The sequence below is a fragment of the Nocardia sp. SSK8 genome (assembly GCF_037034205.1).
Classification (GTDB): Bacteria; Actinomycetota; Actinomycetes; order Mycobacteriales; family Mycobacteriaceae; genus Nocardia.
In genome coordinates this window covers 52,951-66,376 of record NZ_JBAGKD010000006.1, presented here as the reverse complement: position 1 = coordinate 66,376, position 13,426 = coordinate 52,951, and the positions used below count along the sequence as shown (strand labels likewise).

Annotated in this window: 8 protein-coding genes; 4 read left to right on the top strand and 4 right to left on the bottom strand. The window is 71.9% G+C overall.

Features of this window, described 5'->3' with window-relative positions; translation table 11 throughout:
- Nucleotides 1–44: 44 nt before the first annotated feature.
- From WA675_RS13435 to WA675_RS13425, 3 genes are all read right to left on the bottom strand, one after another.
- Nucleotides 45–3,830: a murein biosynthesis integral membrane protein MurJ gene (locus WA675_RS13435; RefSeq protein ID WP_336084595.1), complete on the bottom strand. Its 3,786-nt coding sequence runs from the start codon at nt 3,828–3,830 to the stop codon at nt 45–47.
- A gap of 1,499 nt (nt 3,831–5,329) precedes the next feature.
- Nucleotides 5,330–7,834: a DUF6049 family protein gene (locus WA675_RS13430; protein WP_336084594.1), complete on the bottom strand. Its 2,505-nt coding sequence runs from the start codon at nt 7,832–7,834 to the stop codon at nt 5,330–5,332.
- A complete protein-coding gene (locus WA675_RS13425) occupies nt 7,831–8,286 on the bottom strand; it encodes an NUDIX hydrolase (RefSeq protein WP_336084593.1) in 456 nt (151 codons plus the stop codon). Before WA675_RS13425 ends, WA675_RS13430 begins: the two co-directional genes overlap by 4 nt.
- Nucleotides 8,287–8,742: 456 nt before the next feature.
- On the opposite strand from WA675_RS13425, the gene WA675_RS13420 reads away from it, so the two are divergent.
- Nucleotides 8,743–10,176 (top strand): CCA tRNA nucleotidyltransferase, encoded by a 1,434-nt coding sequence (locus tag WA675_RS13420; RefSeq protein WP_336084592.1) that lies wholly within the window; start codon nt 8,743–8,745, stop codon nt 10,174–10,176.
- 12 nt (nt 10,177–10,188) lie between these two features.
- Here the strand turns inward: WA675_RS13420 and WA675_RS13415 are convergent, their stop codons facing one another.
- Nucleotides 10,189–11,004, bottom strand: a complete 816-nt coding sequence (locus WA675_RS13415; RefSeq protein WP_336084591.1) for a hypothetical protein — start codon at nt 11,002–11,004, stop codon at nt 10,189–10,191.
- Nucleotides 11,005–11,053: 49 nt separating this feature from the next.
- Here WA675_RS13415 and WA675_RS13410 point away from each other — a divergent pair, with 49 nt between their 5' ends.
- Genes WA675_RS13410 through WA675_RS13400 form a run of 3 tightly spaced genes read left to right on the top strand, consistent with a single transcriptional unit; the run spans nt 11,054 to nt 13,424 of the window.
- Complete coding sequence (locus WA675_RS13410; protein ID WP_336084590.1) at nt 11,054–11,809, top strand: LamB/YcsF family protein; 756 nt, start codon at nt 11,054–11,056, stop codon at nt 11,807–11,809.
- 14 nt (nt 11,810–11,823) lie between these two features.
- Nucleotides 11,824–12,507: a 5-oxoprolinase subunit B family protein gene (locus tag WA675_RS13405; RefSeq protein ID WP_336084589.1), complete on the top strand. Its 684-nt coding sequence runs from the start codon at nt 11,824–11,826 to the stop codon at nt 12,505–12,507.
- 59 nt (nt 12,508–12,566) lie between these two features.
- The gene (locus WA675_RS13400) at nt 12,567–13,424 is read left to right on the top strand and encodes a biotin-dependent carboxyltransferase family protein (RefSeq protein ID WP_336084588.1); all 858 of its coding nucleotides are present in this window, start codon (nt 12,567–12,569) and stop codon (nt 13,422–13,424) included.
- The last annotated feature ends 2 nt before the right edge of the window (nt 13,425–13,426 follow it).

The window sequence follows — 13,426 nt, the reverse complement described above, 5'->3', positions numbered from 1 at the left end:
TTACCTGCACAGATGGCGGTGACGGCGGGAAACGCGGCGCGCGATCAGGGCGCGGCGTCGAAGCGGATGTCGGCGATGGCGGTCTGGAACTGACCCCCCGAATTCGCCAGTCCGGTGATCCATACGAGCACGAAACGAGCAGCCTGGTCGGTTTCCACGGCGATATCGGTGACCCCGTCACCGAGCTGGGCCGAGCCGATCAGCTGGGTCTGGTCGAGCGTGGGCGTCTCGGTCGGCGAGGTGCGGATCTCGACGGTGCTTCCCGCGCTGGGCGAGGTGATCGAGACATTGGTGAGCTTGGCCGGGGTGGGCAGGGTGGCCAGCAGGCCGACGCCCTTCTTGAGCGCCGGGAACTGCTGGAAGTACTGGTCGGTGCGCCACAGCGTGGTGGGGTTCTGATCCAGCACCGCGCCCGCCGAGGCCGCGCCGTCGGGGGTGCCCTCCGGGGAGAACACCGCCGCGCCCGCGATCGGCACCGGCACACCCGCCGCGGGCTTGGGCTCGTCCTTCTCCTCGGCGGCAGGCGCCGCGGCGGGCGGCGGCACGCTCGAGGTGAGCCCGATATTGATCTGCTGGTCCAGCGGCTTGTCCGACGCGCCGGGCGCGAAGATACTCACCATCCACCAGATCAGGATGCCGACGACCAGCGCGGCCAGCACGCCGAGGCCGACCATGATCCACATCATCCGTTTCGAGCGTTCCCGCTCGGCGGCGAGCAGTTCCGGATCGGCCAGCGAATCGGGGCCGGAGGCCACCGCCCGCTGCCCCAGCCGCAGCACCGGGATGAAATCTGTCTTCTGGTCGACCACCGAGGCCTGCTCGAGCACGTGCTGCACGGTGGCCGCGGTCCGCACGCCCTTGTTGGACTCCAGCGAGCGCACCGCGACCGCGGAGATCTCGAAGGGCACCTCGGGCCGGATCTGCCGCGGCTCGACCGGGGTGCCGTCGGGGCCGAAATCGGCCAGCCGCAGGCCGCCGATGGTGGCCGCGGTGCCGGTGACCCCGCCGACCCGGATCGGCCAGCGCGCGGTGATCAGGGCGTAGAGCATGGCGCCGAGTCCGCGCACGTCGGCCTGGGCGTCGGAATCGCCGAGCGTGCCGGGGAAGGCGAGCACGGCGTCACCGGAGGCGCTGATGCGGATGCGGTCGGGGTGGTCGATCGAGAGCGAGCCGCCGCCGCGATGGGCCAGCTCGGCCGCCGAGGCCAGCGCGCGGATGGCGCGGGCGGCGCCGATCGGCGAGGGCACCGTCTCGGCCATCTCCCGCAGCGAGCGACCGGGGGTCCACTCCGCCACGACGATGCCGCCGGAGCTGCCGCGGACCACGTCGAGCACCCGGGCCAGGCCGGGCGAGTTGATCCGGCCCAGGCGCAGCGTGCGCGACAGGATGGCCTGCGGGCCGTCCTGGCCGGAGTTCTCGCCGGACTTCTGATCGGCGTCGACGAAGGTGAGGGCGACCTCGCGGTCGAGTTTGATGTCGAGGGCCTGCCAGAACTTCAGGCCGCGGGCACCGCCGTGGCCCGCCAGCAGCCGGTAGCGACCGCCCGCGACGGACGCGCCCGGCATGAGCTTGGGTCCCCGCTGCGCGCGCCGGGCATCGGCGGGCGGAACCGGGATCGGCAGCATGCCGGTGTCGTGGGTCGGGTCGTGCGGGGGGATGGCCTGGGGACTCGCCGAGTTGTTATGCGGCGATTCGGCCTCGTCGGGCGTGTCGGCGTGGTCGGATCCCGTGGCATCGGACGCGGCGGAATCGACATCGGTGGACATTCCTCCCGCTGCGCGCGCCGCAGAATCAGCGGCCGGGTCGCCGCCCACCGCGTCATCGCTCACCCTCGGTCCTCCTTCGAGCTGATCTTTCGAGGTTATGGCGAATTCGCCACCCGTATCGGTCTGCCGAACAGCGTACGGGAACTGCGCCTGACCGGTGATGTCAACAGCACCCGGCCGGATGATGGGCAACACCATGGTCTGGGTGTCCATCGAATGCTCGTAGGACGGGAAGCCGTAGGTGTCGGGCCTGCGCAGGACGGTGGTCGCGTAGATGTCGTCGGACGGGGTGTCGTCCAGGCCGAGATCGGGCGCGGGCGGGGTGATGCCGAGCCTGCGCGAGATGGCCACGGTGATGGCCACGACCTCGGGAATCCCGGCCAGGCGCATGAGCGCGAAGGCCACCGTGAACATCACCAGCGCGCCGACCGAGACCCGCAGCAGCGCGGCGAGGCCGCCGCCGAGCTGATCCATCCTCGTCACGGTGTCGACGATGAGCATCACCGCGCCACCGGCCACCGAGGCCAGCAGCACCCGGGTCACCGTGCGGCCGACATTGGCCATTCGCAGATCGCCCAGGCTGCGGTGCAGCAGCATGCCGCCGATCACCGCGCCCGCGGTGAAACCGAGGCCGGTGGCGACGCCGAGGATGATCACCACGTCGTCGCTGTCGCGGGCCAGGATCGGGGCCAGCGCCGAGAACACGATCTTCACGGCGGTGATGCCGAGGATGATCCAGGTCGGCGTCCAGGCCTGTTCGCGGGCGTAGAACACGCGCAGGTGGATCAGCACCAGCGAGTACGGGATGAGCGAGAAGGCCGACCAGCTCACGGCCGCGCCGAGGCGTTCGGCGTCGCCGGCGAAGCGGGCGTAGCCGTAGAGCGCCTCGCCGACCTGCGGGCCCGCCAGGGTCAGGAAGGTGACCACCGGGATCAGGGCGATCATGGTCAGGCGGGTGGCGACCGAGAGGTCGTCGACCACGGCCGGGGTGTCGTCGGCGGCCGCGTTGCGGCTCAGGCGCGGCATGATCGCGGTCAGCAGGGTCACGCCGAGCACGCCATAGGGCAGCTGCAGCAGCAGCCAGGCGTTCTGGAAGATCGCCGGGCCCGCCTCGTCGGCCGAGGAGGCGATGTGGTTGGCCACCACCAGGCCGACCTGGCTGATCAGGACGTACAGGATGATCGCGCCGCCCATCTTGCCGAACTGCTTGAGGCGCGCGTCGACGCCCCACAGCGGTCGCAGATTGATGCCGTGGCGGCGGATGGCGGGCAGCAGGCTCAGCGCCTGGGTGGCGACACCGGCGGTGATGCCGATGCCGAGGACCAGCAGTTTCGGGTCGCCCATCTTGACCGGGTCGAGGCTGATCTCGCCCGGGGTCAGCGCGTAGACGGCCAGCACCACCAGCACCACGAGGTTGTTCAGCACCGGCGCCCAGGCGCCGGGTTTGAACGCCTGTCTGGTGTTGAGGATGGCCGTGAACAGCGCGGACATGCCGTAGAAGAGGATCGCGGGCACCAGCAGATAGGTGAGCGCGGTGGTGAGCTCGGTGTTCACCTTGCCGTCGGCGGCGACGAACACATGGGTGGCCAGGATCGGGGTCGCGGCCATGGTCAGCACGGTGGCGGCGAAGAGCACGGTGAACGCGGCCGTCACCAGCCTGCGCACGAAGGCGGCGCCGTTGTCGGCGTCCTCCTGCTCGGCGCGGATGAGCGTGGGCACCACGATCGCGGTGAGCACGGCGCCCAGCACCAGCTCGGCGATCATGTTCGGGATCAGGTTGGCCGAGGTGAAGGCCGAGGCGATGGCCGGGCCGAGCACGGTCAGCAGCAACAGTTGCTTGGCGAACCCGGTGATCCGGCTGATCAGCGTCGCGACGGCGATCGACCCGGAATCCTTGAGCAGCTTGGCATTGGCGCTCTGCGCGGTCTCCGGCTTGTCCGGCGTCGTTTGCACCTTCGCGGGCCGCGCGATCCGCTGCGTCTTGGCGGAGGCGTTGTCCTCGACCGGCTTGCGCATCCCCTGCCGGGGCCGCTCGGCCTCGGCACCGGCGGGCGTACCCGGCATCCCCGGATAGGAAGGAGGCGGCACAGTCCGCCGCCCCCGAGGCGGTTCCACCTTCGCGGGCGGACGCCGATCGGGCCCCGCGTGCTCGCCACGCGCCCGGCCCGCGTCCACATCGGGCCGCTGCTGCCGGGGAATCGCCCCCGACTGGGCACCCCGAGGAGGCACGTCACCCGGCCGCTGCCGCGGCATCTCACCCGACTGCGCACCGCGCGCCACAGGCGGCCGCGGCTCCGCGGGCAGACCCCGCGCCTCATGCCGCTGCCTGGGCTCGCCGGGCAACACCCGCGAGTCCGGCCGCTGCTGCTGCGGGAACTCACCCGAGGGCAGGCCGAGCGGGCGTGCGGGTCCGCGACCCTGTGGCGGGGCACCCGAGCGGTCGGGGTAGCCGGGGCGGCCGGGGTCCGGCTCGCCCGGGCGGTGCGGTGGTCGGTTGGGGGCTGCGCCGGGGCGGCCGCCTTGGTCGGGGGCGCCGGGGCGGTGGGGATCGCCGGGCCCGTACTGCGGTGGCATGCCCGGGCGGCCGGGCGCTGGGCGCTGCTGGGGGAACTCCCCCGACGGTGGGCCGGGGACGCGGGGCATCTCGCCGGAGCGGTTCGCGGGGCCCGGCTGACGACGCGCATCCCCGTTGGGGAGATTGCGGTAGGCCGACGGCGGCTGCGGGGCGCCGGGGTCGGCGGCTCCCGGGCGGTATCCGCGGGGTGCCTGAGGTGCGGCGGGGTCGGCGGGACCCGAGCCGTATCCGCGGGGCGCTCGCAGTGCGGCAGGGTCAGCGGAATCCGGCCTGTACCCAGCCGGTGGCTGGGGCGTTCCTCGTCCGGCCGCACCGGCCTGCGACGACGCGCTGGGGTCGGCGAAGCTGCCTGGTCCGGCGGGTGGACGGTCGGGATCGAGGGAGTTCGGGCGGTATCCGCCGGGAGTTCGGGCCGCGCCTGGGTCGGTGGAAGCGGGCCGGAAGTCATCGGGGGGTGCGGGCGCGGCGAAGCCGGGGCGGTGGTCGGCCCGCTGTTGCGGGGCGTGGAGGTCGGCGGGAGCGCGGTACCCGGAGGGGGGCGGGTTGGCGCCCGGTGCGGGCGAGCCCGGGGGGCGGTGGGGGGTGCCCGGGTCGGCTGGGCGGCGGCCGACGGGGGGCTGTTCGGCGCGGTGGTTCTCGCTCGGGGGTGTGCCGGGGCGCTGGCCCGCGCCGGGGTGGGCGGGGTGGGGGCCGTTGGTGGGGGGTGTGCGGCGGTCGGCGGGGTGGTCGACGGGGGGCACGGTGCTGTCGTGGTCGCCGCCGGTCATGCCACGCTCCCAGGGCGCGGCGGCCGCGCGGCGGGGGGCCTGCGGGTCGTCGCGTCGGTCGTCGTGATCGTGCCGATGAGCGGATTCATCGTCGCCCATCATGCCTCCTGTACCCGGCGCGACCCGCGGATCCCGCCGGTCCGATGAGCGTTTCGCTCACCCGTGCCACTGTCCGTTCTTTCTCTGCCATGGTGCCCCGCCGCCGCGTCAGGCGCGGGCGTTCACTGCCCTTGCAGGCGTTGCCGCGCCCGGCGCAGCCGCCCGGCCCGCTCCACCGTCTCGGGGGTGAACCCTTCGTCGGCGGGGTCGGGTTGTCCGCGGAAGCGCCGCAGCAGTCGGCGCCCGGCCAACAGCAGCAGCAATATTCCGGCACATGCGGTAATTATGGCCAAGGCCTGGCCGTAGGCATTCGAGCGCACCGACACCGAGGTCGCCTCGCCTAGCGCGATCCCGTCCGGAGTGGTAAGGGCGATCGGAATGACCAGCTTACGGCTGTCGCTCACCTCGGTCGGGATCTGGAACGACCGCGTCCCGGACGGCGGAAGCAGCTGTTCGCCGATATCGGTGATGTTCGTCTCGGCGGGCGCCTCGATCCGGAACATCACCCGGATGGCGACCGGCAGTTCATTGCGCGCCACCAGCAGCAACGGGCTCTGCTCGGAGGCCAGCGTGTACGCCCCGCCCGGCGGCAGCACCGAGACCGAGGCGAACATGGTGTCCAGTTCCTCGGTGGCCTGTTCCACCCGCCGCTGGGCGTATTGATCGGCCAGCGTGGTGTTGTCGGCCCTGCGGTCGGACAGGCTCAGCGCGCGCAGCAGGTCCTCGCGGACCGGTGTCATGAACGCGTGCGGGGTGAGCTCGGCCTCGGGCAGCTCAACCAGCGCGCGCATCAGCTCGGTGACCCGCGCGCCCTGATCGCGCACCGGCGCGAGGAAGTGCTCGGGCACCGCGTCCTGGGCCGCGCGCGGCAGATAGTCGAGGGTGAACGGGCGCGGGTCGGGCGCCTGGTTCAGTAGCTCGGTGAACGGGCGCAGGCTGGTGAGATTGTTGCGCGTCATCAGCTCGACCTGCTCGAGGAGCGCCACGCCCTCTTCCTTGTTGGCGCCCCACTGCTGCGGCGGCACCAACAGCTGCGAGCGCGAGCGCTCGGGCGAGGGGTTGAGCGAGGTCCAGGCCAGCGCGCCGAGCGCGTCCTGCAATCGGGCGGTGCGCGAGTCGTAGGTGACGTCGAAGCGCACCTTGGCCGGGGTGAACGACGGCGTCGGCGGATTGGAGCCGACGGCGGCCAGCGCGGTCGCGGTCCAGATGTCATAGGTCGCCACATGCAGGGCCGGGTCCACCGGTGGCGCGGCCGCCGCGGGGTCGGTGGTCGCGGAGCCGGTGGTCGCGGGCGGTTCGGTGCTCACCGTCGGCACCCGCACCAGGTCCGGCACGGCATGCTCGCCGCCGACCACCATGTCCGGCGTCTGTTCGGCCGGGGCCGAGGTGAGCGTGTCCTCGGCGTCGACGGGCAGGCCGTCGGTGGTCACCGCCGTACCCGCCAGCACCGCGGTGGTGTAGCCGTGTCCGCGCAGCAGCTGCCCGGCGGGGTCGTCGATGCTGCCCGCGTCGGGCAGGCCGACTCCGCGCACCGAGCGGGTGCCCAGGATCGCGTCGACCACATCGGCCGGGGCGAGCAGCGCGCGCGCCGAGAGTCCCGGATCGTTCACCGCGGCCAGCGCCGACAGGTCGACCTGCGCGTACGGCAACGCCACCGTGCACATCGACGACGCCAGCGCCCGCAACCGGTCCAGCCAGGCCTGCGCGTTGGCCGCGCCGGTGCCCTCCCTGGTCGCGCCGCCGGGGTCGGAGGGGCTGGCCAGCACGCGGTAGCCGCGCGTCATGGTCTGCACGGTGGAGACCAGGTCGGGGTCGATGGCGATGCACACCGCGCTCCCGACCCCTTTGTCCTTTCCAGGTTTGGGCGCCACCGTCTCCAGGGCCGCGACCAGCTGTTCGAGCCGTCCGCCCTTGCCCAGCGACACCGCCAGCTCGTCGTCGAGCAGTTCCACCTGCCCGTGCACCGAGCCGGGCCTGCCCGCCACCATGCGCGGACGGTCGGCCAGCGGCCACAGCAGCGTGGTCGCCACCGGCGAGGCCTCCGGCGGCGCGGCGACCGGCTCGGACTCCGGTCCGCTGGTCGCGGTGCCGACCGGCGGCAGGCCGAGCACCGGCAGCAGGAACCGGGCGTCGTCGAGGCGGGCCTGGGTGCCGTAGGCGGGCTCGCCGTTGACATTGAGCAGCAGCGGATACACGCCCGGATCGGTCAGCCCGAGCGAGGCGCCGTCGCCGCCCGCCCGCAGCGCGATCCGCACCGAGAACTGCTTGCGCTGGCCGGGGCTCAACCGCTCGGCCACATCCTGGAACGGCCCGGTGACCTCGTAGTTCACCTGATCCAGCCGCAGCGCGCTGCGCAGCCCGCTCGGTGAGCTCACCGGCGCGGCGCGCTGGATCCGCACGCTCACGTCGTCGACATCGCGGTCGCCGATATTGGTGACCGTGCCCGAGACGGTGAGGATCGAGTCGCTGGTGGTGGTGACCGTGCCCGGCGCCACCGCGTCCAGGGTCAGCTTGAGGAACTGCGGCATCGACCCGCTGACCTGGCCGTGCGCGGCCGCAGGGAGCAGCGATACCGAACCAAGGATGGTCAGGACCGCCGTGATCAGCCGGAACAGTCCACCCGTCATCGCTTGCCGGTCTCCATCCGGTCGATCAATCGGTTCGCCACTTCGGCCAGCCGCCGTTCGTCGGCGTAGGCCAATCGGGAATCCAACTCGCTCAACGGGACCCACGCAACCTGGGTGACTTCCACGTCGGCATCGGAGAGTTCACCGCCGAGCGAGCGCAGCAGGAAATGGTGCACGGTCTTGTGTACCCGTCTGCCCTCGGTCACGAACCAGTAATCGATACTGCCCAGTTCGGCGACCACCTCGCCGTTGATCCCGGTCTCCTCGGCGACCTCGCGCATGGCGGTCTGCTCGGAGGTCTCGCCCTGTTCGATATGGCCTTTGGGCAGCGACCACAGCAGCCGTCCGCGCCGGTCGGTACGCCCGATCAGCGCGGCGCAGCGCAGCTCACGGGGCCCGTCGAGCCCGTCGACGACGAGTCCGCCCGCCGAGGTCTCGCGCACCGTACGCATGCGCGGCTTACCGCCATTGCCCGCCGACCCGCGGCGCCGCGGCTGGCGGCGTCGACTGTTCGCGCGATCGGCCGGAGGAGACACCAAGCAAGCTTAGCTGTGTTGTTGGAGCGCTGGCGCGCTCGAGTCGCGGCCCCTAAGGGCCGCCGGTCAGCGCTCGAGACTCGCGCCTGCGGCGCATGCGCTTCGAGCGCTGACCGGCGACCCGGCCGCGACCGGCGCTGCGCGCCGCCGCTCCTCGGGGTCGCGGGTGCGGGGTTGGGAGTGCGGTCATGGCGGTTTTCTTCGGGGTGGTTGGTGTGTGGTTCGGGCTTGTTGTTTGTCGGTGGTGTCGTGGTGGCGGACGGGGCTGTGCGCGGGCGCTCCTCGGGGGCGCGGGTGCGGGGCTGGGAATGTGGTTGTGGCGGGACAGTAAGCTTTCTGTTCGTGGTGTCCCCCGACGTTGTCCCTGATGCTGTGGCGGATCGCCGTGCCCGTTTGCTGGCCGGTGCGGCGGTGACGTTGGGCAGGCTCTCGGACGTGCTGAATCCGTTGGGGGCGATGTTCGCCGAGCGGGGGCACTCGCTGTACCTCGTCGGCGGCAGCGTCCGTGACGCGGTGCTCGGCAGGCTGGGCAACGACCTGGACTTCACCACCGACGCCCGCCCCGAGCTCGTCCAGGAGATGATGCGCGGCTGGGCCGATCACCTGTGGGACACCGGTGGCCTGGCCTTCGGCACCGTCTCGGCGGCCAAGGACGACCAGCAGCTCGAGATCACCACCTTCCGCGCCGACACCTACGACCGCGTCTCGCGCAATCCCGAGGTCACCTTCGGCGACACCCTCGAGGGCGACTTGGTGCGCCGCGATTTCACCGTCAACGCGATGGCCGTGAAGATCGCCGCCGACGGCTCGCTCGAGTTCGTCGACCCGCTGAACGGCCTCGACGCCCTGCTCGACGGCGTGCTCGATACCCCGGCGCTGCCCCAGGATTCGTTCGACGACGACCCACTGCGCATGCTGCGCGCCGCCCGCTTCGTCGCCCAACTGGGTTTCGAGGTGGCCCCGCGCGTGCGCGCAGCCATCGTGGAGATGGCCGAGCAGATCGACCGCATCACCGCCGAGCGCGTCCGCACCGAGCTGGACAAACTCATCGGCGCCGACCACCCGATCGACGGCATCAACCTGATGTGCGACACGGGTCTGGCCCAGCGCGTGCTGCCCGAGGTGCCCGCGATGAAGCTCGAGATCGACGAGCACCACCAGCACAAGGACGTCTACCAGCACTCGCTGACCGTGCTGGCCCAGGCCATCGACCAGGAGGAGGGCGACCCCGACCTGGTCCTGCGCTGGGCGGCCCTGCTGCACGACATCGGCAAGCCCGACACCAAGCGCAACGAGCCGGGCGGCGGCGTGAGCTTCCACCATCACGAGGTGGTCGGCGCCAAGATGGTGCGCAAGCGCATGCGCGCGCTGAAATACCCGAAGGCGTTCACCGAAGAGGTTGCCCGCCTGGTGTTCCTGCACCTGCGCTTCCACGGCTACGGCAAGGGCCAGTGGACCGATTCGGCGGTGCGCCGCTATGTCACCGACGCCGACGACCTGCTCGATCGCTTGCACAAACTGGTCCGCGCCGACTGCACCACCCGCAACAAGCGCCGCGCGGCCGCCCTGCGTTCCACCTACGACGAGCTAGAGGAACGCATCGCCAAGCTGCGCGAGCAGGAAGACCTCGCCCGCGTGCGCCCGGACCTGGACGGCAACGCGATCATGGAACTGCTCGGCCTCGAGCCCGGTCCGCAGGTCGGCAAGGCGTGGAAGTACCTCAAGGACCTGCGCCTGGACCGCGGCCCGATGACCCGCGAGGAAGCCGAAGCGGCCCTGCGGGAATGGTGGTCCCAGCAGAACTGAACCCCGAGCTGATCAGAACACGATCAGTTCGGTCCCGGCGATGATGGCCGAGCGCATTTGCGCCAGGTCGAACGAGCCGGTGGTCTCGGGCAGCTCGATGCGGAACTTCACCACGTCCCCGCGCCGGTGCGCGTAGGAGATACTGGCCCGGTTGGGCAGGTCGTCGAGCAGCAGCGCGGGCGCCTGTACCGCGCGGCGCGGCAGGCGGATGCCGTGCCAGCTGGCCTTGCGGATATCGATGGTGAGCAGGTTGTCGTAGACCTGCGCGTCGACCACGGCGGTCATCTTGCGGGTGCGATGGCTGGCGGCGATGCGGCCCTGCTCGTCGAGCCGGATCCGCCATTCCAGGTCCTGGGCGTCCACCCATTCCAGCAGCGCGCCGATCTCGATGGTGCCCTCGATGTCGAGCTGTTGCACCCGGACCTTGGTGGGTACGCCGGGAATGAGCCGGACGCCGTGCGCGATCACGGTCACCGTCTCGAACGGGTGCGCGTCCCAGACCAGGTCGGAGAGCACGGTCTTGGACTGGAAGTGCGCGCCGCGCCTGCGCACCTTGAGCACGTCCAGGGTGGCGGTGAGTTCGTGTCCGAGCAGTGTCGCGGTGACCTCCTGGCCGCCGAAACGGCTGAGGATTCCCTCGCTGAGCACGGTGATCAGCACATCGGGCATGAGCGCGGTGACGGTGCCGGAACCCAGGTCGGCGACCGGATCCGCCCAGGACGTGGTGAAGCCGAGCCACTGGTCGATCCACGACGGGTCGAGCAGGCGTCTGCCCAGGTCGACGGCGCCCGACAGTGACCAGGACTTCGGATCGAAATACGTGGCCATGATGGCTCCGAGCGTACTTGGCCGCGCCCCCGGCGGCTATGGTCGACGCATGCCGCTGGACCTGAACAGTGATCTCGGTGAAGGCTTCGGCCCGTGGCGGATGGGCGACGACGCCGCCGTCCTCGACATCGTGACCAGCGCCAATATCGCCTGCGGCTTCCACGCGGGTGATCCGGCGATCATGCGCCGCACCTGCGAACTGGCCGTGGCCAAGGGCGTGCGGATCGGCGCCCACGTGGGCTATCGCGACCTGGTCGGCTTCGGCCGCCGCGATATCGCCATCGCCCCGGCCGATCTGCGCGACGAGGTGCTGTACCAGATCGGCGCGCTGTCGGGCTTCGCCCGGGCCGCGGGCGACCGGGTGCGCTACGTGAAACCGCATGGCGCGCTGTACCACGCGGCCGCGCGCGACCGGCTGCTCGCCGACGCGGTGTTGGCGGCGGTGGCCGAGGCGGAGTCCGGGCTGGCCCTGCTCGGTCCGGCCGAGACCGAACTGGAACGCGCGGCGAGCAGGCTCGGGGTGCGTTTCGTCGGCGAGGGTTTCGCCGATCGGGCCTATACCGAGGCGGGCACGCTGGCCCCGCGCGGGGTCGCCGGGGCGGTATTGGCACCCGACGACGCCGTGGCACAGGCGGTTTCCCTTGCGCTGTCGGGGACCGCGCGTACCGTAGACGGTCCCGGTACGGTCGCCGTGTCCGTGGCCAGTGTGTGCGTTCACGGCGATACCCCTGCCGCGGTGGAGATGGCCCGCCGGATCCGCGGGGCGCTCGACGAGGCGGGGATACCGGTGGAGCCGTTCAGCTGAGGGTGGGAGGCAGGATGGACGACTGGGACGCGCGGATCCGGCCCGCGGGTGATCGCGCCATGCTCATCACCCTCGACGACCCACGTCCGGTCCAGCGGCTGGCCTCGGCGCTGCGCGTGCACGCCATCGCCGGGGTGCAGGATGTGCTGCCCGCCGCGGAAACGGTGCTGGTCACCCTGCACGCGGTGAGCTACGGCGTGCAGGTGCGCCGCGAGCTGCTCGCCCTGCTCGACCGGCTGGATCAGGAGCCGCCGCAACCGGATTCAGCCGATGTTTCCCGTGGAACAGCGCCGGTCGAGGGCTGCGCCGAGGACATCGTGGAGATCCCGGTGCGCTACGACGGGGCGGATCTGCCGGAGGTAGCCCGGCTGCTGGACCTCTCGGTCGCCGACGTGATCGCCGCGCACACCGGCACCCTCTGGCGCTGCGCCTTCGTCGGCTTCGCGCCCGGTTTCGGCTACCTGACCTCGCCCGACGGCAGGCTCACCGTCCCCCGCCGCGACCGCGCGCGCACCGCCATCCCGCCCGGCGCGGTGGCATTGGCAGGCGGCTATTCGGCGGTCTACCCGCGCGGCACCCCGGGCGGCTGGCAGCTGATCGGGCGCACCGAACTGCGGATGTGGGCGGTCGAGCGCGACCCGCCCGCGCTGGTCCGGGCCGGTTCGGCGATTCGTTTCGTCGAGGCCACCGAGGAATAACCCCCAAGGGCTGCTCAACGACGCGCCGCCACCAGAGGAGCGAATCGGGGAGAACGAGCATGCTGATCTTCATCGAGCGGGTGGGGCCGCTCGCGACGATCCAGGACCTGGGCAGGCCGGGCTGGTTCGATTCCGGCGTCGGCCAGGCCGGTGCCGCCGACCGCGCCGCCTTACGCCTGGCCAACCGGCTGGTCGGCAATCCGGAGGACCTGGCCGCCATCGAGGTGCTGCTCGGCGGGCTGGCTCTGCGCGCCGACGGCCACCTCACCGTCGCGATCACCGGCGCGCCCGCCCCCGCCACCGTCGACGGCACCCCGGTCGGCCACGCCAGCGTGCTCGAACTCGACGAGGGCAAGGTGCTGCGATTGGGCCTGACCACCAGCGGATTACGCAGCTACGTGGCGGTGCGCGGCGGCATCGATGTGCCCAAGGTGCTCGGTTCGCGCAGCCGCGACACCCTCTCCGGCATCGGCCCCGACCCGCTGCGCGCGGGCCGTCAGCTGCCGGTCGGTCCCCCGCCGCGCACCCTGCCCACCGTCGAGTTCGCGCCGGTCCCGGTGCCGCCGGAGCTGCTCACGGTGCGCGCGCTGCCGGGCCCGCGCGCCGACTGGTTCACCGATCCCGCGCACCTGTTCGACGGGTCCTGGACGGTCTCGACCGACACCGATCGGGTCGGCGCGCGGCTGGACCGGGCCGAGGGGCCGCCGCTGGTCCGCGCGATCACCGGCGAACTACCCGCCGAGGGCGTCGCATTGGGGTCGGTGCAGGTGCCGCCGAGCGGGCAGCCGGTGGTCTTCCTCGCCGATCACCCCATCACCGGCGGTTATCCGGTGATCGCGGTGGTGCTCGACGCCGATGTCGACCGGGTCGCCCAGGCCCGGCCCGGCGACCGATTACGTTTCGTGCCCGCGCGCTGAGG